Origin of the sequence: Pseudomonas sp. DVZ6 (assembly GCF_024259445.1) — a bacterium.
In the GTDB taxonomy this organism is placed as follows: Bacteria; Pseudomonadota; Gammaproteobacteria; order Pseudomonadales; family Pseudomonadaceae; genus Aquipseudomonas; species Aquipseudomonas peradeniyensis.
On the sequence record NZ_JANCLM010000012.1, the window covers coordinates 37541 to 60523 of the forward strand.

Genomic DNA, 22983 nt, shown 5'->3' on the forward strand with positions numbered 1-22983 from the left:
CGGGTTTACCCGCGAATAGGGCTGTAGGGACAACACATCAATCCGCGATAAAACTCACCCGCACCTTCAGCCCGCCCCGCTCGCCGTCGTGCAGGCTGATCTGCGCCAGGTGCGCCCGGCAGATCTCGCCGACGATCGCCAACCCCAGCCCGCTGCCCTGGGCGCTGCGCCGATAGAAGCGCTCGAACACCCGCTCACGCTCGTCCTCGGGAATCCCCGGCCCGTCGTCCTCGACTTCGAGCACGGCCGGCGCCAGTACCCGCAGGACTACGTCGCCACCGGGCGGGGTGTGGGCCAGGGCATTGTCCACCAGGTTGCTGAGCAGTTCGTTGAGCAAGGTCGGCTCGCCCTTGAGCCACACCGGCGCCTCGGCCTCCAGCGCCAGGGCGACGCCGCGGGCATGGGCCAGGGGCGCCATGGCCATGCCCAGTTCGCGGGCCAGCTGGCTCAGGTCCAGGCGCTGGGCGCCGCCCTCGGCGATGGCCCGGGCGCCGTTCTCCACCCGTGCCAACGACAGCAGCTGGTTGGCCAGGTGGGTGAGTCGGTCCGTGCCCTGGGCCGCTGCCTCCAGGGTCTTGCGCCATTCATCGGGCTGCTGTGAGCGCAAACCCAGTTCGACCCGCGCCTTGAGCGCCGCCAGCGGCGTGCGCAGCTCGTGGGCGGCGTCGGCGATGAACTGCGCCTGGCGTTCGAACTGCCCCCGCAAGCGCTCGGTGAAGTGATTGAGCCCGCGCACCAGCGGCCCCAGCTCGCGCTGCACCTGGACCACCGGCAGAGCACGCAGGTCGTCCGGCTGGCGCTCCTCCACCGCCGTGCGCAAGCGCTCCAGCGGGCGCAGCGCGGCACTCACCGCGAACCACACCATCACCAGCGCGCCGAAGGCCAGCATGCCCAGGCGCAGCAGGGTGTCGGCCATCAGCCCGCGGGCCATGCGCACCCGCGCCTCCTCGGTCTCGGCCACGCGGATCTCGGCCATGCCGTTCATGTTCGGTTCGCTCACCGCCTTGAGCAGGCTGACCACGCGCACATCCTGGCCCAGGTAGGTGGCGTTGTAGAAACGCGCCAGCGCCGGATAGTCGTCGGTGCGCGGCGTGCCCGGCGGCGGCGGCGGCAGGTTCTCGTAGCCGGAGATCAGCTTCTGGTGGATGTCCAGCACCTGGTAGTAGATGCGCCCGGCGCTGTCGTAGGCAAAGGTGTCCAGGGCCACGTAGGGCACATCGGCGCTGAGGGTGCCGTCGCGCTGCGACAGGCCGGCGGCGATGGTCCGTGCCGACGCCAGCAGGGTCCGGTCATAGGCGGTGTCGGCGGCTTCGCGACCGTTCCAGTAGGCGCTCAGGCCGCTGGCCAGCATCAGCACCACCAGCAGCAGCGCCAGGTTGCCCAGCAAACGCCCGCGCAGGCTGCCGTTGTCACGCATCGCGGTGCTCGAGCAGATAGCCCAGGCCACGGAAGGTGACGATGGCCACCGGGTGGCCGTCGAGCTTCTTGCGCAGGCGGTGGATGTAGATCTCGATGGCGTCGGGGCTGGCCTCCTCGTCGAGGCCGAACACCTGGGCCGCCAGCTGTTCCTTGCTCATCACCCGGCCAGGGCGGGCGATCAGCGCCTCGAGCACGCTCTGCTCGCGCTGGGTCAGGGTCAGCGGCTCGCTGCCCAGGCTGAAGCGCCGGGTATCCAGGTCGTAGACCAGCGGGCCGCAGCGCTGCTGGCGCTCGCCACCAAGCACGCTGCGGCGCAGCAGGGCCTTGACCCGCGCTTCCAGCTCGGTCAGCTCGAAGGGCTTGGCCAGGTAGTCGTCGGCGCCCAGGTTCAGGCCGTGCACACGGTCCTTCACATCGCTGCGGGCGGTGAGCATCAGCACCGGCAAGGTCTTGCCGCGTCCGCGCAAACGCGCCAGCACCTCGAAACCGTCCAGCCGCGGCAGGCCGACATCCAGCACTGCCACGGCGTAGTCCTCGCTGGCCAAGGCCAGGTCGGCGGCCACGCCGTCATGCAGCACGTCCACGGTCAGGCCCTGGCTCTTGAGGGCCTGGGCCACGCTTTCGGCCAGTTGCAGATGGTCTTCGACCAGCAGCACACGCATCGGATTCTCCCTGTTCGGCTGGGCTTTTTGCGCGGAGTGTAACCCCGTGGCGGGTGCTGTGAAGCCCTCGCCGGAAACCTTTCACGCTGAAAGGTTAGCGAAAGGTTGGTTGCCTAGCATCGCACCACGGTCGCCCCGCGCGCCGCAAAAAGCACCAGCAAGGTGCAACACATAAGAACAATAAATGGAGTCACCGACGATGCTGTCCATGCAGCCGCAGGCGTTTGCGCCTATCCGTTCATTCGCCGCCCGACCTTCCGCCCTCGCCAGCGCCGTCGCCCTTGCCGGTGTCGCGCCCATCAGCCAGGCCGCCTTCTTCGAAGACAGCACGGCCACCTTCGAAACCCGCAACATGTACTTCAACCGCGACTTCCGCGACGGCACCAGCGCGCAGCAATCCAAACGCGACGAATGGGCCCAGGGGTTCATGCTCAATTTCGAGTCCGGCTACACCGAGGGCACCGTGGGCTTCGGCCTGGACGCGCTGGGCATGGTCGGGGTCAAGCTCGACTCCAGCAAGGACCGCACGGGCACCGGCCTGCTGCCCACCCACGACAACGGCAAGGCGGCCGACGAGTACTCCAAGCTGGGCCTCACCGGCAAGGTCAAGGTCTCGCAGACCGAGCTGAAGATCGGCACGCTGATCCCCGAACTGCCCACCCTGCAGCCCAACGACGGGCGCATCCTGCCGCAGACCTTCGAAGGCGGCCTGGTCACCTCGAAGGAGATCAAGGGCCTGACCTTCACCGGCGGGCGCCTGGAAAAAGCCAAGGACCGCGACGACAGCAACTGGGAAGACCTGGCCCTGAACAACAAGAATGGCCGCTTCGGTGGCACCTTCAGTGCCGACAACTTCGACATGGGCGGCCTGGACTACCAGTTCACCGACCGCATCACCGGCAGCTACCACTTCGCCCAGCTCGACGACATCTACCGCCAGCACTTCATCGGCCTGCTCGCCACCCAGCCCTGGGGCCCGGGCACCTTTGGCGCCGACCTGCGCCTGGCGATCAGCGACGACGCCGGCGCGGCCAAGGCCGGCAAGATCGACAACACCACCGTCAACGGCATGCTCAGCTACACCCTGGGCGGGCACAAGGTCAGCGGTGCCTGGCAGCAGTTGTCCGGTGACAGCGCCTTCCCCTACGTCGATGGCGCCGACCCGTACCTGGTCAACTTCGTCCAGATCAACGACTTCGCCGGCGCCGACGAACGCTCCTGGCAGGCACGCTACGACTACAACTTCGCAGCCCTCGGCATCCCCGGTCTGACCTTCATGACCCGCTACATCAGTGGCGACAACGTCAGCCGCGCCGCCGGTGGCGAGGGCAAGGAGTGGGAACGCAACACCGAACTGAAGTACGTGGTACAAAGCGGCCCGTTGAAGAACGTCGCCGTGCGCCTGCGCAACGCCACCTTCCGCTCCAACTTCACCCGCGACGCGGACGAAGTGCGGCTGCTGGTGAGCTACAGCGTGGCTCTGTGGTAACCCATAACAACAACGTTCACGGAGATAGACGATGACCTTTTCACTGCGCCGCCTCGTCCTGGCCACTGGTTGCCTGCTGCTGGCCGGCAACGCCCTGGCCGCCGAACCGAAACGCCCCGAATGCATCGCCCCGGCCTCGCCCGGTGGCGGTTTCGACCTGACCTGCAAGCTGGTGCAGAGCGCCCTGGTCAACGAGAAGATCCTCAGCAAGCCCATGCGCGTGACCTACATGCCCGGCGGTGTCGGTGCGGTGGCCTACAACGCCGTGGTCGCCCAGCGCCCGGCTGACGCCGGCACGTTGGTGGCCTGGTCCAGCGGCTCGCTGCTGAACCTGGCCCAGGGCAAGTTCGGCCGTTTCGACGAGAACGCGGTGAAGTGGCTGGCGGCCGTCGGCACCAGCTATGGCGCCATCGCGGTGAAGAGCGACTCGCCCTACAAGACCCTCGACGACCTGGTCGCGGCGCTGAAGAAAGACCCGAGCAAGGTGGTGATCGGCTCCGGCGGCACCGTCGGCAGCCAGGACTGGATGCAGACCGCGCTGATCGCCAAGGCCGCCGGGATCAACCCGCGCGACCTGCGCTACGTGGCCCTGGAAGGCGGCGGCGAAATCGCCACCGCGCTGCTCGGCGGGCACATCCAGGTCGGCTCCACCGACATCTCCGACTCCATGCCGCATATCCAGAGCGGCAACATGCGCATCCTCGCGGTGTTCTCCGACAAGCGCCTGGACGAGCCGGAAATGAAGGACATCCCCACCGCCAAGGAGCAAGGCTACGACATCGTCTGGCCGGTGGTGCGCGGCTTCTACCTGGGGCCGAAGGTCAGCGACGAGGACTATGCCTGGTGGAAGGCTTCGTTCGACAAGCTGCTGGCCTCCGAGGACTTCGCCAAGCTGCGTGACCAGCGCGAGCTGTTCCCGTTCGCCATGACCGGCGAGGAGCTGGACGGCTATGTGAAGAAGCAGGTGGCGGACTACAAGGCGCTGGCCCGTGAGTTCGGGCTGATCCAGTAAGCCACTCACACAGCTCCCTCTGTAGGAGCGGCCTTGTGCCGCGAAAGGGCTGGACAGCAGCCCCGGCAATTCAAGCTGCGAAGCTGAAATCCTGGGGCCGCTTCGCGGCCCTTTCGCGGCACAAGGCCGCTCCTACAGAGGGCCGCGCCGTGTCGAACATTACCGAGGATTCCTCCATGATCCTGCAACGCCTCTTCGCCCTGGCCCTGCTGGCGCTGTGCGCCGTGCTGGCCGTGATGGCCTGGCCCTACCAGGCCGCCTTCTCCTATGAACCGGTAGGCCCGCGCGCCTACCCGCTGCTGATGCTCGGCCTGATGGGCCTGGGCCTGCTGTACCTGGCGATCCGCCCCACACCCATCGTGCGCAAGGACGACGAACCGGAACTGGACCGCGAGACCCTGATCAAGATCGCCGCCTGCGTCGGCCTGCTGCTCGTCTTCGCCAGCACCTTCGAAACCCTGGGCTTCATCCTCAGCGCCATCCTGGTCGGCGTGCCCATGGCCCGCCTGTACGGTGGCCGCTGGCTGCACAGTGCCCTGGTGGTGGTGGGCATGAGCCTGTTCCTCTACTGGCTGTTCGACCGCGTGATGGACGTGCCCCTGCCCCTCGGCCTGCTCGACGTACTGGAGAACTGACACATGGATACCTTGAGCTACCTGGGCCAGGGCTTCGGCGTCGCCCTGAGCCCGTACAACCTGGTCACCGCCCTGACCGGCACCCTGATCGGCACCGTGGTCGGCCTGCTGCCGGGCCTGGGCCCGATCAACGGCGTGGCCCTGCTGATCCCCATCGCCTTCGCCCTCGGCCTGCCGCCGGAGTCGGCGCTGATCCTGCTGGCCGCGGTGTACCTGGGCTGCGAATACGGCGGGCGGATCAGTTCGATCCTGCTGAACATCCCCGGGGAGGCCTCCACCGTGATGACCACCCTGGACGGTTACCCCATGGCCCGCCAGGGCCTGGCCGGCGTGGCCCTGTCGCTGTCGGCCTGGAGTTCGTTCATCGGCGCCTTCATCGCCACCTGCGGCATGGTGCTGTTCGCCCCGCTGCTGGCGAAATGGGCGATCGCCTTCGGACCGGCGGAGTACTTCGTGCTGATGGTGTTCGCCATCGTCGCCCTCGGCGGCATGGCCGGCGACAAGCCACTGAAGACCTTCATTGCCGCGCTGATCGGCCTGTTCCTCTCGGCGGTGGGCATCGACGCCAACAGCGGCGTGTACCGCTTCACCGGCGACAGCGTGCACCTGGCCGACGGCATCCAGTTCGTGGTGCTGGTGCTGGGCCTGTTCTCCATCAGCGAAATCCTCCTGCTGCTGGAAAAGACCCACCACGGTCACGTGGCGGTCAAGGCCACCGGGCGCATGCTGTTCAACCTCAAGGAAGCGGCCTCGGTGTTCTTCGTCAACATCCGTTGCGGCCTGCTGGGCTTCTTCATGGGCGTGTTGCCGGGTGCCGGCGCGACCCTGGCCAGTGCCGTGGCCTACATGACCGAAAAACGCATCGCCGGCGACAAAGGCAAGTTCGGCAAGGGCGACGCCCGTGGCCTGGCCGCGCCGGAAACCGCCATCGGCGCCTCCTGCTGCGGCGCCCTGGTGCCGATGCTGACCCTAGGTGTGCCAGGCTCCGGCACCACCGCGGTGATGATCGGCGCGCTGACCCTGTACAACATCACCCCCGGCCCGCTGCTGTTCGAACAACAGCCAGACATCGTCTGGGGCCTGATCGCCTCGCTGTTCATCGCCAACCTGATGCTGATCATCCTCAACGTGCCGATGATCCGTGTCTTCACCCGCATCCTCGCCGTGCCGAACTGGGCGCTGGTGCCGATAATCGCGATCATTACCGCGATCGGCGTGTACGCAGTGCATGCCACCACCTTCGACCTGTTCCTGATGGTCGGCATCGGCATCATGGGCTACATCCTGCGCAAGCTGGACTTCCCGCTGTCGCCGATCCTGCTGGGCTTCATCCTCGGCGGGCTGATGGAGCAGAACCTGCGCCGTGCGCTGTCGATCTCCAACGGTGAACTGGGCATCCTCTGGTCGAGCCCGATCAGCATGGGCGTCTGGGTGCTGGTGGTGTGCATGCTGAGCCTGCCGCTGCTGCGCAGCTGGCGCAAACGTGCCCTGCAGCGCCGGGCCATGGCCGATGCCTGATCGGTCGTTGCCACTGTTCTGGGCCACCGGGCTGGTCGGTCTTGCCGGCGGATTTCTCGCCAGCAAGGTCGGCTGGCCCTTGCCGTGGATGGTCGGCTCGTTGCTGACGATCATCCTGGTGCGCTGCCTGAGCCCCTGGCAGCTCAGCGAAATCCCCAATGGCCGCAAATGCGGGCAATGGATCATCGGCATCGGCATCGGCCTGCACTTCACCCCGGCGGTGATCGAGCAGGTGGCCAGCCACTTCGCGCTGATCTTCTTCGGCGCGTTGTTCACCACCCTCTCCAGCGTGATCAGCGTGTGGCTGCTGCGGCGTACCGGTGAAGACCGCGCCACGGCATTCTTCGCCAGCATGCCGGGCGGTTCGGGCGAGATGGTCAACCTCGGCGCGCGCAACGGCGCGGTGCTCAGCCAGGTGGCCGCGGCGCAGAGCCTGCGGGTGCTGGCGGTGGTGCTGTGCGTGCCGGCGCTGTTCAAGTTCTTGCTCGGCGATGGCGTGCCGCTGAACCATGCCGGCAGCGTGAGCTGGGGCTGGCTGGCGCTGATCGCGCCGCTGGGGGTGCTGGTGGCGCTGCTCTGGCAGCGCCTGCGCCAACCCAACCCCTGGTTGTTCGGGCCGTTGCTGGTGGCAGCCAGCGTGAGCCTGGCGGGCAACCTGCAAATCGGCCTGCCCAACGGCGCCAGCCAGATCGGCCAGTGGCTGATCGGCAGCGGCCTGGCCTGTCATTTCAATCGCGCATTCTTCCGCCGGGCGCCGTCGTTCCTTGGCCGGACCTTGCTGGCCACGGCGCTGTGCATGCTGATCGCGGCGGGCGCGGCCTGGGCGTTGAGCCTGCTGACGCACCTGGACCTGCGCTCGCTGACGCTGGGGATGATGCCCGGGGGCATCGCCGAGATGAGCCTGACGGCGGAGACCCTGCAACTGTCCGTGCCGCTGGTGACGGCGCTGCAGGTGATGCGGCTGTTGTTCGTGCTGTTCCTGGCCGAGCCGTTGTTCCGGCGCTGGAATGCCAGCCAGTAGAGATGTGCTGGCTTCTTCGCGGGTAAACCCGCTCCCACAGGTACTGCGCAGCCCCTGAAAGGCAGCACATTTTCTGTGGGAGCGGGTTTACCCGCGAAGAGGCCCTCAGCCAATCACAGCGGCGGCAACGCCCAATCGATCGGCGCCATCCCGCGTTGTTCCAGGAAGCTGTTGGTACGGCTGAAATGCCCGCAGCCAAAGAACCCACGGTAAGCCGACAATGGCGATGGATGCACCGACTTGAGCACCAGGTGCTTGCTGGCATCGATCAGCTTCTGCTTGCTCTGGGCATGGGCACCCCACAGCAGGAACACCACGTTCGGGCACTGCTCGCTGACCACCTGGATGATCCGGTCGGTAAAGAACTCCCAGCCTTTCTTCGCGTGGGACGCGGCATTGGCGCGCTCCACGGTCATGGTGGTGTTGAGCAGCAGCACGCCCTGCTCGGCCCAGCTCTGCAGGTAGCCATGCGCGGGAATCGGCAGGTTCAGATCGCGCTGCAGCTCCTTGTAGATATTGACCAGCGACGGCGGCGTGGGGATGCCCGGCTGCACCGAGAAACACAGGCCATGGGCCTGGCCGGGGCCGTGATACGGGTCCTGGCCGAGGATGACCACCTTGACCTGCTCCAGCGGCGTGGAATTCAGGGCGTTGAAGATCAGCGGCCCGGGCGGGTAGATCTCCTTGCCGGCGGCGTATTCCGTACGCAGGAACTCGCGCAGCTGATGCATGTAGGGCTGGTCGAACTCGACGCGCAGCGCGGCCTTCCAGCTGGGTTCGAGTTTGATGCGATCGTCGTCGGTCATGGGGGCATCCAAAAGCAAAGTGCCGCGACACTAGGAAAGCCGGGGCGGCTTGTCAATCGATCCGACCGACGACCGGCAGCTTCGCCGCGGCAGGCCATACTGAGGGGATGACCTGCACGAGGTAGTCCATGTCCATTCAATGCGAGGTACTGACCGGCGTCGACGGCGCCCGTATCGGCATCGCCACCCTGGATGCGCCCAAGGCGCTCAACGCCCTGACGCTGCCCATGATCGAAGTGCTCGACGAGCGGCTGCGCGCCTGGGCCAGCGACCCCGGGATCGTCTGCGTGCTGCTGCGCGGCAACGGGCCGAAGGCCTTCTGTGCCGGTGGCGATGTCCGCGCCCTGGTCGAGGCCTGCCGCGAACACCCCGGTAGCGTACCGCCGCTGGCCGCTACCTTCTTCGCCAGCGAATATCGCCTCGACCATCGCCTGCACACCTACCCCAAACCCTTGTTGTGCTGGGGCCATGGCCATGTGCTGGGCGGCGGCATGGGCCTGCTGCAGGGCGCCGCGGTACGTATCGTCACCCCCAGCAGCCGCCTGGCCATGCCGGAAATCAGCATCGGCCTGTACCCGGATGTCGGCGCCAGCTGGTTCCTCGCCCGCCTGCCGGGCAAGCTCGGCCTGTTCCTGGGGCTGACCGGGGCCCCGCTCAACGCCCGCGACGCGCTGGACCTGGACCTGGCCGATCGTTTCCTGGGCGAGCATCAGCAGGAGGCGCTGATCGAGGAACTGCTGCAATTGAACTGGCAGGAGCAGACCGCCCTGCAGCTCAACAGCCTGCTCAAGGCCGAGCAGCACCGCGCTTGCGCCGAACTGCCGCAAGGCCAGTGGCTGGCACGCCGCGCCGTGATCGACGAAGTGCTCGATGTGGCCGACCCGGTGGCGGCCTGGCGGGCCCTGGCCGGCCTGGCCACCCATACCGATCCCTTGCTGGCGGCGGCGGGCCAGCGTCTGCACGAGGGCTGCCCGCTGACGGCGCACCTGGTGTGGGAACAGATCCGTCGAGCGCGGCACCTGTCACTGGCCCAGGTGTTCCAGATGGAATACACCCTGAGCCTGAACTGCTGCCGTCACCCGGAGTTCAGTGAAGGGGTGCGGGCCAGGTTGCTGGACAAGGACAACACCCCGCGCTGGCACTGGCCGGATGTGGCACAGGTGCCGGCGGCGGTGGTGGAGGCGCATTTCAGCAAGGCCTGGGAGGGGCGCCATCCGTTGGCGGAACTGGGATGACGTCAGTGCCCTGTCACCGCGACCAGCCCCGCTCGCCACCCCGGCCCCCATCGGGTCGACGGTCACGGTTGCCCTGCCCGTTGGAGTGCCAGCGATCGCCCCGGCGGTCGTCATTGCGGTAGTCGTGGCGGTCGCGATCCCGCCCGTAGTCATAGCGCTGGCGGTTGCCGTAGTCGTAACGCGGATTCCCGTGCCAGCGCGGCTGCATGCCGGGCGCCGGATAAGGGCGGTACTGCGGCACCGGCGCCGGCCTGTAGTAACGCGGCGCGGGCTGATAGTAGTAACGGGTCTGCGGCACCACGTAGTAGCGGTCCTGGCGGTAGTAGCCTGGGTAAACGTAGCGATCGCTGGTGTAGTAGTCGCTGCGGTAATAGCCGCCGCTCTCGTAATAGGGGGCGCAGGCGGAGGTCAGCAGTCCGAGCAGGACGACGAGCAGGATTCGTGGGTACATGGCGGCCTCCTGGACCGCAGGGATGCCCGGCACAGCGACGCTGGCGGGCGTCGACGACAAGCTGTTGGTCGACACAGGATAAGACCGTGGCAACCGGGTTCAGTGCCATTTTCGCAACAAATTGAAACAGGTCCTGTAACGCCGAAAAACATGCAGTCATTTTTCGGTCATCTCTCTAGAATGTGGCCACCGGCACACCTCACGGGACGATCATGCCCTCGCCTTCCACCCTGTTCTCGCAACGCTCGCTGATCTTCGCCCTGCTGCTGTTGCTGGCCGGTGGCTTCCTGGCCACTTCGCTGCTCGGCTACTACGCCTCGCGCGGGGCGATCCGCGACGGCATCGTCAACACCGAGCTGCCGCTGACCTCCGACAACGTCTACTCGGAGATCCAGAAGGACCTGATCCGCCCGGTGCTGATCGCCTCGATGATGGCCCAGGATACCTTCCTGCGCGACTGGGTGCTGGCCGGCGAGCAGGACACCGGGCGCATCACCCGCTACCTGGGCGCCGTGATGGGCAGCCAGGCCACCTGCACCAGCTTCTTCGTCTCCGACCGCAGCCTCACCTACTACCAGGCCAAGGGCGTGCTCAAGCAGGTGCGGGCCGACGCCTGGCGCGACGCCTGGTATTTTCGCCTGCGCCAGTCGAGCAAACCCTACGAGATCAACGTCGACCTGGACATGGCCAACCAGGACAAGCTCACCGTGTTCATCAACCACCGGGTGCTCGACTACCAGCAGCGCTTCATCGGCGCCGCCGGCGTGGGCTTGAGCGTGGAGTCGGTGGTCCGCCTGATCGACGACTACCAACGGCGCTACCAGCGCTCGGTGCTGTTCACCGATGCCCAGGGCAAGGTCCTGCTGACCGGCTCCGACGGCGGCCCCCATGGCCTGCGGGCTGGCCAGCAACTGGCCGACAGCAGCCAGTGGCAGGACCTGCTGGCACGCATGCCGACACCGGCCAGCGGCAGCCACGAGTACACCGACAACGACGGCCACAGTCACTTCCTCAATGTGCGCCTGCTGCCGGAACTGGACTGGTACCTGTTGGTGGACAAGCGCGAAACCGGCGCCCTGGACCGCATCCGCCAGTCGCTGTACCTGAACCTGGCGATCTGCGCCATGATCACCCTGGTGGTCCTGTCGCTGCTCAATGCCATGGTCAAGCGGCACCAGGACAACGCCGAAGCGCTGGCCACCCTCGACAGCCTCACCGGCCTGCCCAATCGCCGCAGCTTCGACCTGCTGGCCGGCCAGGCCCTTATCGAAGCCCAGCGCGACAACGCGCCGCTGGTCGCCCTGCTGATCGACCTCGACCACTTCAAGACCCTCAACGACACCCACGGCCACCTGGCCGGCGACGAAGTGCTGCGCCAGTTCGCCAATGTGCTGCAGGGCAGCCTGCGCCAGTCCGATATACTGTGCCGCTGGGGCGGCGAGGAGTTCATCGTGCTGCTGCGCGAAGCCGAAGGTCGCCAGGCCATCGAGGTGGCGGAAAAGATCCGCCGGCGCACCGAGCAACTGACCTTCAGCCATGCCGACCAGCCACTGCGCCTGACCGTGAGCATCGGCCTGTCCGCCCTGCAGCGCGACGACAGCCTGCACAGCCTGCTGACCCGCGCCGACCACGCGCTCTATCGTGCCAAACAAGGCGGACGCAACCGTGTCTGCAGCGAAATGCCCGGAACCGACCATGCCTGATCCTCGACACTGCCCCGCCTGCGGCGCCCTCAACCGGTGCGGCCTGGCCGACCCGCGCAACGCCACGCAAGGCTGCTGGTGCTTCGAAGTGGCCATCGACCCAACAGTGATCGAGGCCTTGCCCACCGAACTGCGCGACAAGGCTTGCCTGTGCCCGCGCTGCGCGCAGGTCGATGGGCAACTCAAGGCAGCGCCAGTGCACACGATCCGCTAGACTGCGCGCCGATTTCCCGCAAGCGACCCGCCCCATGCGCCTCGACCGATTCCTCGGCAACCTGCCCTGCTACAACCGCCAGCAAGTACGCCTGCTGCTGGCGCAGCGGCGCGTGCGCGTGGATGGCCTGCCGACCGCCGACCCGTTGCTGGAGGTGCGTGAATTCAGCCGCGTCGAGGTCGATGAGCAGGTGCTCCAGGCCGGCCGTCCGGCGCGCTACCTGATGCTGCACAAGCCCACCGGTTGCGTCAGCGCCACCCAGGACCCGCAGCACCGTACCGTGCTCGACCTGCTGCCGGCAGAGCTGCGCGATGACCTGCACATCGCCGGGCGCCTGGACTACAACACCACCGGGCTGATGATCCTGACCAACGATGGCCAGTGGTCGCGACGCATGACCCAGCCACGGACCAAGCAGCCCAAGACCTACCTGGTGCACACCGAGGACGAGATCGGCGCACATTACGTCGACAGGTTCCGCGAAGGGTTCTACTTCGCCTTCGAAGACCTCACCACCCTGCCCGCCCAGCTGGATATCCTCGGCCCGCGCAGCGCACGTCTGGTCATCGTCGAGGGGCGTTATCACCAGGTGAAGCGGATGTTCGGGCACTTCCAGAACAAGGTGGTGGGGCTGCATCGGGAAAGCATGGGTTCGATCACACTGGACCCGATATTGCTTCCAGGAGCGTTCAGGGCGCTGACCGCCGAGGAAATCGCCTCGGTCTGAGCGGATTTGCATGCCCCTGTAGGAGCGGCCTTGTGCCGCGAAAGGGCCGCGCAGCGGCCCCGGCAATTTCTACCTCGACGCGGAGGTCGTGGGGCCGCTTCGCAGCCCTTTCGCGGCACAAGGCCGCTCCTACAGGGCGTGTATGCGGCCGATCCACCATTCGGCGGTTTCCCACGAAAGATTGCTCCAACGGCACTTGCGCGATCCCGCCCTCCCTGCTTGACTGCTAACTCGTCGGTCTGCATGTGACTCAACGGTCACAACCGCAGTCCAAGACGCCCTTTACCGGCCACCCGGGGTCTCGATGCCCTGGGGCACGGTAATCGCCCGCACAACAATACCGTCGACTACACGCGTCAAGGATCGACACAAGGGCCCACCGGTTTCCGTTCCAGGCGAATGCCTACCTGTCATAAAGCACGTGCACCCTAATGGCCTGTCCGGTCGATTCGGCGCCTAGCCCGCCTGCCGATCGCACACGCCACCAGGTGACGCGAATACCCTTTTTGCGCCAGGAGTCGATGACATGAGGCCAGAAATCGCTGTACTTGATATCCAAGGGCAGTACCGGGTTTACACGGAGTTCCATCGCGCGCAGGGCGCCGAAAAGACGATCATCCTGATCAATGGCTCGTTGGCTACCACGGCGTCCTTTGCACAGACAGTGCGCAGCCTGCACCCGCAGTTCAACGTGGTGCTGTACGACCAGCCGTATGCCGGCAAGTCCAAACCGCACAACCGCCATGAACGGCTGCTGACCAAGGAGACCGAGGCGCACATCCTGCTCGAACTGATCGAGCATTTCCGTGCCGACCATGTCCTGTCGTTCTCCTGGGGCGGTGCCTGCACCCTGCTGGCGCTGGCGCACCAGCCGCGGCTGGTGAAGAAGGCCATCGTCAGTTCGTTCTCGCCGGTGATCAACGAACCGATGCGCGACTACCTGGACCGCGGTTGCCAGTACCTGGCCGCCTGCGACCGCTACCAGGTGGGCAACCTGGTCAACGACACCATCGGCAAGTACCTGCCGTCGCTGTTCAAGCGCTTCAACTACCGCCACGTCAGCAGCCTGGACAGCCACGAATACGCGCAGATGCACTTCCACATCAACCAGGTGCTCGACCACGACCTGGAACGGGCGCTGAAGGCCGCGCGCAACATCGACATCCCGGTGCTGTTCATCAACGGCGACCGCGACGAGTACACCACCGTCGAGGATGCCCGCCAGTTCAGCCGCCATGTCGGGCGCAGCCAGTTCAGCGTGATCCAGGGCGCCGGCCACTTCCTCGACATGGAGCACAAGACCGCCTGCGAGGATACCCGCAGTGCGATGCTCGGTTTCCTCAAGCCGGCTCTGCGCGAATCCCGCCACCGCTACTCACAGGAAACGGGGCAGCATGCACTGGCCATCTGAGCGCATCGGCGCCCCGTAGCCCTCGATACCCGCAGGCTACGGGTCGCCGACAGGCTTTTTTGCAGCCTTGGGCTTCTCATTCGGCGAGGGTTCTGGTAAAAAGTCGTGCTTCGAAGCGGGTATAGTTTATTGGTAAAACTATAGCTTCCCAAGCTATTGAGGAGGGTTCGATTCCCTCTACCCGCTCCAACTCGCATTCCCCGCACGACGTTCCAATAACGTCGTCGCCGTCAAAAGGAGCCTCGGCTCCTTTTTTCGTCTCTGCGCCAAAGCATTGATCTGGCCTTCCGCTCAACCCGGACATAGCCCCGCCAGCCAGCGGTCAAAAGGGCGCTGCGTTACTGCCCTCCTCCCACTTGAACATTCACTCCACAACACGCCCATAAATATTTTGGTCGACGTAACGGTCGCCAATTCTTTCTGATCGTTTAAGAGTGCCCTCCAACGCGAATCCGCAGCGCTGCGCGACTCGATTGCTTGGGCCGTTGTGCACGGACACTTTGATAACGAATCGTTGAATATCTCCGCCATCGGCATAGTGTGAGATAAGAGCCTGTAGGGCTTGGGTGATGATGCCGCAACCACGGCGGTCAGGATCGAGCCAATATCCAATATAGGCCGTTTTATTTGACGAATCTATTTCGTGAAATGAAAGCATGCCACATGGCTCGCCCCTGAAGTGTACGACGTAAGTTTTCGACGCTCCCTTCTGATGTTCAAGCTGAGACTGCAACAAGAAATCTTGAACGCTCTTGAGGCTGGTCGAATAGCGTGGCCAATGCATCGCTTCAGAAAAGCCCTGCCTGTTCCTGTCGATGATCGGATATAGTTTGTCAGCAAATCGTGGTCTTGCTTGAAGGAGCGATATGTCCTCATTTACATCTATGGATTCATACGCAAGGTATAGATCGTCAGAGCACAGCCCGTTCGTCAACCCACGAGGCCTCGCGACCTCCACATCGCCATTGACTACTGCCAAGACCACCGGACGACGCCTTACCCACTCAGTCATCGTCTGCAGATCATATGCGCCACAGCCCCTGATATAAAACCAATCACCTGCCTTTAACGAAAACTCAGAACCTATCGCGGTTAAATAATCTTGCTCGAAGCAGTTGAAGCCAGCGATATACTGAGTCGCTCTGGCGGGAGGTCGGGCGTGGTCCAAAGGCGCGACCAGATGATGCCATGACCGCATGGACCCCACCCAGTTGACTGCAAGATTACTCTGCAGTATCTCGATCCCATTCCTCCATTTAGAATCTACGACCCTGCCTACCAAGTATCCAAAGTCTTCGCTCAATACCCGGCCAGGCTCGAACAGGTATGTCCAGGCATTGGCCTTGATTCCAAATTTGTCGAGCAGATAAGACTTTATACCAGAGAAAAACTGGGCAGCGTCAGGGGTCGACGTCCCGGGGTCATCGCTGAATGAATCTGCTGGAAAACCGCTGCCCAGATCTAATACGCCATTTTCCGGCATCCATGTATTCAGTAACTCTACCCAGTGAGAAAGTCCTTCTACGATGGGAAGATGGGAAGAAAGGTTCGAACCAAAATTGAAGTGAAATCCTTTGAGCTCAACGAAGCTGCAATCTTTGAGCAGGGGGGCGGCCTCAGCGGTAAATTCAGAGCCGGACATGCCAAACCTGGAATAACCCTGATCCTTATACAAATGGGTTAGACGGACAAGAACATCTACTTTCTTGAGTCTGGCCTGGGCTATTTCACAGACTCGCTCAAGCTCTCCCAGGCCATCAATCTGGACGAGCACATCGTTATCGATACAGTAGCCTAACTCTTCATCCGTCTTCAACGGGCCGTCAAATATGATATCCGAGGAACTGAACCCGGCGCGTTCAACCAACCCGAGTTCTTCTAAACTACACACCTCGGCCCCATAGCCTAACTGCCTGAGCCGCTCGCAAAACAAGCCGACATTGCATGATTTGATCGACGCCCTAAGTGAAACCTTCTCAAACTCACGCCTCGCAGCGTCTTGAAAAGCAGCAGCGTTTTCCAAGGATGCATCGAGGTCAAAAACAAAGAACGGCTCGCCAGAAGAGGATGGCTCGCTGGCAATCCTGCCAATAATCCTCAGTAAATCTTCCTTCGGCTTCACTTGTGCCATAGCTGGATTGCAACCCCCTGATAGTTCCTTTGCTCATTCAGGCTTTTTCTAACTTCATAGAAGTGCTTGATCAGCGGCTCCTGCAGGCTGGCGTCGAGCTGGCTTGTACATTCATTTTCATCCCTTATGTATGAGCAGATGCTGTCAAATAACTCACTCTCGCTCTTTACCTCCAGACCAAACTTCATCTCAGACCCCAGGACAAAGCCAGCGCGCTGGTAAAAGTTGTTCCAATAATCGTAATCCCAAGAGGGGTCAGGACGCCATCCCAATGATCGTTCGACCGCATCGATGACATCGACTGGAGGCGTCTCAAAATAAAAATAGTTCGACACGCACAGAATGCCATTATCCTTAAGCACTCTCTTGCACTCTAAAATCCCTTTTTCACGATCTTGAATGAAGGCGAAATTACACCCACCCAGTACGTGAGTAAATGTATGATCCGCATAGGGCAATTGACAGGCATCCCCTACTTTATAGGCATTGCGACTTGCCCCAACAACCTTTGCTTTTTCGTTTGCTACTTCCACAGCCTTATGGCTCAAATCAACCCCTTCAGCTGTGGCACCCACTTTATCATAACAATATCTAGAGCTAAATCCGGTTGAGCACGCTAAATCCAGTAGAAAAGATGAACCATCGATGAATGCGTTTTCAATCCAATAATCAAGCGTGAAGCCAGCACCTGGAGGCGTATTTTCTTGCTTCATGTACGCTACAAGATCGGGATATGACATCCCCTGAAAGGGTGAAGATTTATCGGTATTTATTACTTCAGCTGAGCATTTCACAGGCATCCCTCCCGGTGATCGATATGATAATCATTCGCGATGATGGATGTTATTTTTCACCTTGTCAACCTCTTCGATCTATTGCCGAACGAACGGAATAAAAGGCTCTTATTCCTTATATCTGCCTGCGAACCAGAATCAGACTGCACCGCCGCTCAAGCGATGGCCAATCGCCATAAAGCCTCGTTCCCTGGCTGCACCGGCTCAACGCCTCATAGGCAACGCACTGACACCATCAACGGTGCTTTCATCGATAAAAATCTGTTTTTACATCTTGACTGAGAATCATTTAGAGAATAATGTCCGAGGCGAACGATAACCGTTCTCATACAGGAGTTACATGATGAAGAAGATGATTGGTGTAGCAGCAGCAGTTCTAATCGGCTCTCCTGCAGCCCAGGCCGCTCTGCATCAAGAGAAGGATGCTCAAAAACTTACGACTAAAGAAGTGAGTGTGGCGACTAAAGAAGTGAGTGTGACCCCTCATCAGTTGACCGTGGCAGCAGGCCCAGGCTGCTTGCCTGGGGTCGCCATGCTCCCCTCTTGCCGTAATTGATAGATCAAGGCCAGAGCTCAAGAGCTCTGGCCTTGTTGGAGATGATATGGAAGATCTGGTGTTTTACTCAAAAGGAATAGCGACAGGCGTTGTTGCGCCCTCCACATTGTTCTCAAGCAGGCCCGGATCGCTCTTTGTAAACGGGCCTGATGCCATTGTGGAGATCCCTGAAAACTCAGAGAGTGCATTGCACAAAGCGCTGCATGCTGCCGGCTCGCTTGTAAAAGGAACCCCTGCTGAGGTTAATGCAGTACTTGGCCTTCTGGCGGAACCTCAGACGAGCAGGACGGCAAGTTATCTACTCTGCTACGCAAAAAACTGCACAAGCTTGATTGCCGACTTGAAAAACCTTCGGCAATCCAGGGTATTGATTGTCGGTTGCGGTGGAATTGGCAGTTCGCTCGCCATGTTGCTGGCGGGTGCGGGAATACGAAAGTTCTGCCTGGTAGACACTGACGTTGTCGAGAGAAGCAATTTGAACCGTCAGTTATTCTGGGTACTTAGCGATGTTAATCACAAAAAGGTGGACGTACTAAAACGTGCCTTGGAAGCTCGATTCGAGGATATAGAGGTTGACTGCGTAGACGCCAGCCCGGGAACAGATGGGATTCATCAACTGGCCATGACAAATATTCATGGCGTTGCCATTACCGCAGACAATCCACCGACGCTGGCGAGAGAAGGTTGGATGATCACCAAAGCACTAGGCATACCGGTTGTTTCTGGCGGTTATTTGCACCAAATATGCACCTCTTTTCACTTTGTACCTGATGATTGTGAAGCGATCGAAGATGCTTACAACATGCTAGAAGAAGAGCAGTGGACTGCATTACCGAGTGCCATTATGCCAAGCTATGGTCCTATGAATTTTTCGTTGGCCTCCGCGTTGAGCTCGAACCTGATCGCTTCTCTGGCAGAGAATACGTTCGGACGGCAGAAGACCCGTATCGCCCGATGGAACTCGAGAGAAACTTTCCAATAGCATGAAGAAGAGGGTGGCCCGCTGACCTGAGCGGCCCTGGCCAACATGTGCGCCGTCTTTCTGTCAATGCACTCGCATTCCCCGCACGACGTTCCAACCACGTCGTCGCTGTCAAAAGGAGCCTCGGCTCCTTTTTTCGTTCCCAGCGTTCCTTTGTTGATCTGGCCCATGGCCAGCGCCGCGCCGATTGGCTTGAATGCCCAGTGATTCGCGGTGCATAACCGCTAAGCTTGCTGAAACAATTCCAAAGGACTGCGCATGTTTCTCTCCCGCTGGCTACCAGGCCTGGCCAACCTGTTGCACTACCGCCGCGAATGGTTCCACGCTGACCTGCAGGCCGGCCTGTCGGTGGCCGCGATCCAGATCCCCATTGCCATCGCCTATGCGCAGATCGTCGGCCTGCCTCCGCAGTACGGCTTGTACGCCTGCGTGCTGCCGATGATGGTCTATGCCCTGATCGGCAGTTCACGGCAATTGATGGTCGGCCCGGACGCCGCCACCTGCGCCATGATTGGCGGGGCCGTGGCGCCGTTGGCCATGGGCGATGCGCACCGCATCGCCGAACTGTCGGTGATCGTCACCGTGCTGGTGGGCGTGATGCTGATCGCCGCCGGGGTGGCGCGGGCCGGTTTCATCGCCAGCTTCTTCTCGCGGCCGATCCTCATCGGCTACCTCAACGGCATCGGCCTGAGCCTGCTCGCCGGGCAGTTGTCGAAGGTGGTGGGTTTCAAGATCGAAGGCGATGGGTTCATCCTCAGCCTGATCAACTTCCTCCAGCGCCTGGGCGAGATCCACTGGTTGACCCTGGCCATCGGCCTGGCCGGGTTGGGCCTGCTGGTCTGGCTGCCGCGACGCTACCCGCGACTGCCGGCGGCACTGGTGACCGTGGTGGTGTTCACCGCCCTGGCCGGGCTGTTCGGTCTTGACCGTTATGGGGTAGCGATCCTCGGCCCGGTGCCGGCGGGCATCCCGGAACTGGCCTGGCCGCAGAGCAGCCTGGCGGAAACCAAGAGCCTGCTGCGCGACGCCTTGGGTATCGCCACCATCAGTTTCTGCAGCGCCATGCTCACCGCCCGCAGCTTCGCCGCCCGCCATGGCTACGCGATCAACGCCAACCACGAGTTCCTCGCCCTGGGCGTGAGCAACCTGGCCGCCGGCATATCCCAGGGCTTCGCCATCAGCGGCGCCGATTCGCGCACCGCGGTCAACGACATGGTCGGCGGCAAGAGCCAGTTGGTGGGCATCATCGCCGCCCTGGTGATCGCCCTGATCCTGTTGTTCTTCACCGCGCCCATGGCCTGGATTCCCCAGGCCGCGCTGGGCGCGGTGCTGCTGATGGCCGGCTGGGGGCTGATCGACGTGAAGTCGCTCAAGACCATCCGCAAGCTAAGCCGTTTCGAGTTCTGGCTGTGCCTGCTGACCACGGTCGGCGTACTCGGCCTGGGCGTGTTGCCGGGCATCGTGTTCGCCGTGACCCTGGCCATCCTGCGCCTGCTCTACAGCATCTACCAGCCCACCGACGCCGTGCTGGGCTGGGTGCCGGGCATCGAGGGCCAGGTGGACGTGCGCCAGCACAAGGACGCCCGCACCGTCCCGGGCCTGGTGGTGTATCGCTTCGACGATGCGATCCTGTTCTTCAATGCCGACTACTTCAAGATGCGCCTGCTCGAAGCCGTGCAGGGCGTGGAGAAACCACAGGTGGTGCTGTTCGACGCGGAGGCCGTGACCAGCATCGACGTCAGTGGCGTGGCGGCCCTGCGCGAAGTGCGCGACACCCTCGCCGCCCAGGGCATCCACTTCGCCATCGCCCGCGCCCGCGGCACCTTCCTGCGCATGCTGGTGCGTTCCGGGATGGCGCGGGAAATGGAAGAGAAGTTGCTGTTCGGCTCGGTACGGGCGGGGATTCGGGCGTATCGGGTGTGGCGCAACAGGGCTCGGCGGGAGGGAGAGGCGGGTTGAGGGAGAGGGACTACATCACTAACTGAAGGGAATGACATAACCGCGCTCGTAATGATCAGTACACTTCGAGGATCACCATCAATCTCAGAAAAGGAGCACGGTAGCCATATGAGCCACCACTTCGAAGAGCTTATGGAAAGCGTTGAACAGATGGATGAGATCATCCATGGCAAACGCCTCCCCTCCCGCCAGTTTGAAATCGACGCCCTTCAGTTCAGGAACATCCGCAAGGCGACCGGGCTATCCTTGGTACGCTTTGCCAAGATGATCGACGTGCAGGTGGCCACCCTGCGCAAATGGGAACAATGACCCCTGGGTAGGAACTTTTGACCTCATGTAGGCGACCAGGTGCCAGACGATAGCCTTGCAGCGCCTATAAGACCGAGCGCCGCCCGCGCGGCGCATCGCGGCACAAGGCCGCTCCTACATCTGTTTCGGGCCAGTCAATCCTGTGCCATTGCCGGGTCCGCCTTGTGGGTACGACGCGGTTTCAGCGTGAGCACTACTGGCGCTTCACCTGTCTCAAGACATGCACCAAGGCGGGCAACCATGGCCTGACAGGTTAGGCACGTTGCAACAAATGTAGGAGCGGCCTTGCGTCGCGATGCGCCGCGCGGGCGGCGCTCGATCTCATAGGCGCGGACGATCTATCGCCGAACGCTTACGGCACACAAGCCCGCGCCACAGCCTGTGTCCCCTGCCCAAGCAAGCTGATCAACCCACAGGGCAGGCTCCCGCGCCATTGCAGATAGTCATGGCCGGCAGGTAACTCCACCTGTTCCACCCGGTACCCCTTGGCTTTCAACACATCGCGCAGATGGCGGTTGGTATCGAGGATCCTCGGTCCCTCGAACAGCCCCGCCTGCAGGTAGAACCGCAACGGCTGACGCGGCGCCTTGACGTACTCGCGGGTCAACCAGCCAGGCTCTTCACCGGCCATCGGCCACCAGTAGGAGCCGGACATACTCAGCACATTACCGAACAATTCCGGGTGCCTGAGGCCCATGTAGGCCGACGCCAGGCCGCCGTAACTGGACCCGGCGACCACGGTGCGCGAAGCCGGCGCCGCCAGTCCCTGGCGGCTGGCCCAGGGCATCAGCTCTTCGGCCATGAAGCGGGCGAACAGTGGGTTGGGCGGCAACTCCCGCTCGCGGCTTTCACTGCTGGGGTTGGCGATGATCAGCGCCACGGTGGGCGGGATCAGGCCGTCGGCCATCAGGTTGTCGAGTATCGTCGGGGTCGGCACCTGGCGGGTGTAGGCATGGGCATCGAACAGCACCAGCAAGGCCTGGTCAGCCTTGCCCGGGCGCCAGCCCGCCGGGCGGTAGAGGTAGATATCGCGCTCGTTGCCCAGCACCTCGCTGGCCAGGCGCTTGCGCTCCAGGCTGCCACGGGCCACCCCGGCACGCTCGGCGACCCAGGGCTGGGGCGCCGCATCCGCAAGCTCCAGGCGTGAGCGCGATAACCAGGCATCGCCGCTGGCGTCGGCGAAGGTGTTGGGGTTGAGCGGGTCGCGCCGGGTGCTGGCGAGGATCACCCGATGGTCGTCGGATACCGGCACATCCGGGGCCATCTGGTAACTCAGGCGGGTGGCCGCTGGCACCTCGAAGCTGTGAAACCAGACATCGCTCGCACCCATCCGGGACAGGGGCTCGTGGTTGCCAGAAGGCGCACCGAACATCCGCACATTGTCCCGTGCGCCACGCCAGAGGAAAGTGACCAGCCGCTTGTCCGGCTGCCCTGGAATTACTTCGACCAGCGGCGTCCCTTCGCCCGCACGTGCTTTCCAGAACGCATCGGTGCCTCCACCAGACGCCAGTTGCTGCTGCAGAGCACGCATTGTCGGGCTGAGCAGGGGCGCAGCAGTTCGACGTTGCTCGCTGGCCGGCTGCACCTGCTCCAAGCTCACGCTGAAGCGTTCTGCCGGTCGGATCGCCAAGGGTTCGGCGCGCACTCCGTAGCGGCCATCCTGCGGCGCGACGAACAGGAACTCACGGGGTTGATCCAGGCCGTCGATCAGCAGGCGCAACGGCCGCCCCTCGGTATCCAGCAGGCGCAGGCTGACATCACCGTCGACCCGACCACGCACCAGGTCCCCGGCCTTGAGCGCCAACTGCCAGGTTGGCGGATGCGCTGCGTCGACCTGGCCGGCGACCGATTTTCCAACCTCAAGATCGGCGTGCGCGGCCGCCAGGGCCGCATTCGAGCACAGTGCAGCCAGCAGCCATGCACCACTCAAGCGCTTGAATCGCTGCATG

Annotated in this window: 20 protein-coding genes, 1 tRNA gene and 1 pseudogene; 15 read left to right on the top strand and 7 right to left on the bottom strand. The window is 63.0% G+C overall.

All coding sequences use genetic code 11. From position 1 onward, the window contains the following. Positions 1–37: 37 nt before the first annotated feature. Positions 38–1417, bottom strand: a complete 1380-nt coding sequence (locus NMG10_RS09120; protein WP_203647811.1) for a sensor histidine kinase — start codon at positions 1415–1417, stop codon at positions 38–40. After that, positions 1410–2081 carry a response regulator gene (locus NMG10_RS09125; protein ID WP_028690163.1) on the bottom strand — a complete coding sequence of 224 codons (672 nt, stop codon included), beginning with the start codon at positions 2079–2081 and terminating at the stop codon, positions 1410–1412. The genes NMG10_RS09120 and NMG10_RS09125 overlap by 8 nt, the downstream gene beginning before the upstream one ends. A gap of 199 nt (positions 2082–2280) precedes the next feature. Between NMG10_RS09125 and NMG10_RS09130 the strand changes: the two genes are divergently transcribed. The 5 genes from NMG10_RS09130 to NMG10_RS09150 all read left to right on the top strand — a co-directional run bounded on the left by NMG10_RS09130 (position 2281) and on the right by NMG10_RS09150 (position 7756). Further along, positions 2281–3570, top strand: a complete 1290-nt coding sequence (locus NMG10_RS09130) for an OprD family porin (protein ID WP_203647813.1) — start codon at positions 2281–2283, stop codon at positions 3568–3570. Positions 3571–3601: 31 nt separating this feature from the next. Beyond that, complete coding sequence (locus NMG10_RS09135; protein WP_028690165.1) at positions 3602–4582, top strand: tripartite tricarboxylate transporter substrate binding protein; 981 nt, start codon at positions 3602–3604, stop codon at positions 4580–4582. 176 nt (positions 4583–4758) lie between these two features. Next, on the top strand, positions 4759–5217 hold the full coding sequence (locus tag NMG10_RS09140) for a tripartite tricarboxylate transporter TctB family protein (RefSeq protein WP_203647814.1): 459 nt from the start codon (positions 4759–4761) through the stop codon (positions 5215–5217). Between the two features lie 3 nt (positions 5218–5220). Continuing rightward, positions 5221–6735, top strand: a complete 1515-nt coding sequence (locus tag NMG10_RS09145) for a tripartite tricarboxylate transporter permease (RefSeq protein WP_232855768.1) — start codon at positions 5221–5223, stop codon at positions 6733–6735. Then, a complete protein-coding gene (locus NMG10_RS09150; protein WP_232855767.1) occupies positions 6728–7756 on the top strand; it encodes an AbrB family transcriptional regulator in 1029 nt (342 codons plus the stop codon). Before NMG10_RS09145 ends, NMG10_RS09150 begins: the two co-directional genes overlap by 8 nt. Before the next feature lie 113 nt (positions 7757–7869). Here NMG10_RS09150 and ung read toward each other — a convergent pair whose 3' ends face one another. Continuing rightward, entirely contained in the window at positions 7870–8562 is a 693-nt protein-coding gene (gene ung, locus NMG10_RS09155) for a uracil-DNA glycosylase (RefSeq protein WP_232855766.1), read from the bottom strand. A gap of 128 nt (positions 8563–8690) precedes the next feature. Between ung and NMG10_RS09160 the strand changes: the two genes are divergently transcribed. Then, complete coding sequence (locus tag NMG10_RS09160) at positions 8691–9797, top strand: enoyl-CoA hydratase/isomerase family protein (RefSeq protein WP_203647817.1); 1107 nt, start codon at positions 8691–8693, stop codon at positions 9795–9797. Between the two features lie 13 nt (positions 9798–9810). On the opposite strand, the gene NMG10_RS09165 is transcribed toward NMG10_RS09160, so the two are convergent. Beyond that, positions 9811–10248, bottom strand: a complete 438-nt coding sequence (locus NMG10_RS09165; protein WP_062572988.1) for a hypothetical protein — start codon at positions 10246–10248, stop codon at positions 9811–9813. A 212-nt stretch (positions 10249–10460) separates the two neighbouring features. On the opposite strand from NMG10_RS09165, the gene NMG10_RS09170 reads away from it, so the two are divergent. The 5 genes from NMG10_RS09170 (at position 10461) to NMG10_RS09190 (ending at position 14492) form a co-directional block, all read left to right on the top strand. After that, on the top strand, positions 10461–11951 hold the full coding sequence (locus NMG10_RS09170; protein ID WP_254464213.1) for a diguanylate cyclase: 1491 nt from the start codon (positions 10461–10463) through the stop codon (positions 11949–11951). Then, a complete protein-coding gene (locus tag NMG10_RS09175) occupies positions 11944–12165 on the top strand; it encodes a cysteine-rich CWC family protein (protein WP_203647819.1) in 222 nt (73 codons plus the stop codon). Before NMG10_RS09170 ends, NMG10_RS09175 begins: the two co-directional genes overlap by 8 nt. A 34-nt stretch (positions 12166–12199) precedes the next feature. Continuing rightward, entirely contained in the window at positions 12200–12892 is a 693-nt protein-coding gene (locus tag NMG10_RS09180; protein ID WP_254464214.1) for a pseudouridine synthase, read from the top strand. 526 nt (positions 12893–13418) lie between these two features. Then, positions 13419–14303 carry an alpha/beta fold hydrolase gene (locus NMG10_RS09185; protein WP_203647821.1) on the top strand — a complete coding sequence of 295 codons (885 nt, stop codon included), beginning with the start codon at positions 13419–13421 and terminating at the stop codon, positions 14301–14303. Positions 14304–14418: 115 nt separating this feature from the next. Next, positions 14419–14492 (top strand) — tRNA-Gly (locus NMG10_RS09190). 175 nt (positions 14493–14667) lie between these two features. On the opposite strand, the gene NMG10_RS09195 is transcribed toward NMG10_RS09190, so the two are convergent. Beyond that, entirely contained in the window at positions 14668–16434 is a 1767-nt protein-coding gene (locus tag NMG10_RS09195; protein ID WP_254464215.1) for a GNAT family N-acetyltransferase, read from the bottom strand. Then, a complete protein-coding gene (locus NMG10_RS09200) occupies positions 16422–17147 on the bottom strand; it encodes a class I SAM-dependent methyltransferase (protein WP_254464216.1) in 726 nt (241 codons plus the stop codon). The genes NMG10_RS09195 and NMG10_RS09200 overlap by 13 nt, the downstream gene beginning before the upstream one ends. A gap of 424 nt (positions 17148–17571) precedes the next feature. Here NMG10_RS09200 and NMG10_RS09205 point away from each other — a divergent pair, with 424 nt between their 5' ends. The 4 genes and pseudogenes from NMG10_RS09205 to NMG10_RS09220 all read left to right on the top strand — a co-directional run. Continuing rightward, complete coding sequence (locus NMG10_RS09205) at positions 17572–17784, top strand: hypothetical protein (protein WP_254464217.1); 213 nt, start codon at positions 17572–17574, stop codon at positions 17782–17784. A 46-nt stretch (positions 17785–17830) separates the two neighbouring features. Further along, positions 17831–18766 carry a ThiF family adenylyltransferase gene (locus NMG10_RS09210; RefSeq protein ID WP_254464218.1) on the top strand — a complete coding sequence of 312 codons (936 nt, stop codon included), beginning with the start codon at positions 17831–17833 and terminating at the stop codon, positions 18764–18766. 258 nt (positions 18767–19024) lie between these two features. Next, positions 19025–20725, top strand: coding sequence for a SulP family inorganic anion transporter (locus NMG10_RS09215; protein ID WP_254464219.1), 1701 nt, complete (start codon positions 19025–19027; stop codon positions 20723–20725). Positions 20726–20833: 108 nt separating this feature from the next. Beyond that, positions 20834–21031, top strand: a pseudogene (locus NMG10_RS09220) (helix-turn-helix domain-containing protein); the annotation flags it as partial. A 355-nt stretch (positions 21032–21386) separates the two neighbouring features. On the opposite strand, the gene NMG10_RS09225 reads toward NMG10_RS09220, so the two are convergent. Beyond that, entirely contained in the window at positions 21387–22982 is a 1596-nt protein-coding gene (locus NMG10_RS09225; protein ID WP_254464220.1) for an esterase family protein, read from the bottom strand. Position 22983: the final 1 nt, after the last annotated feature.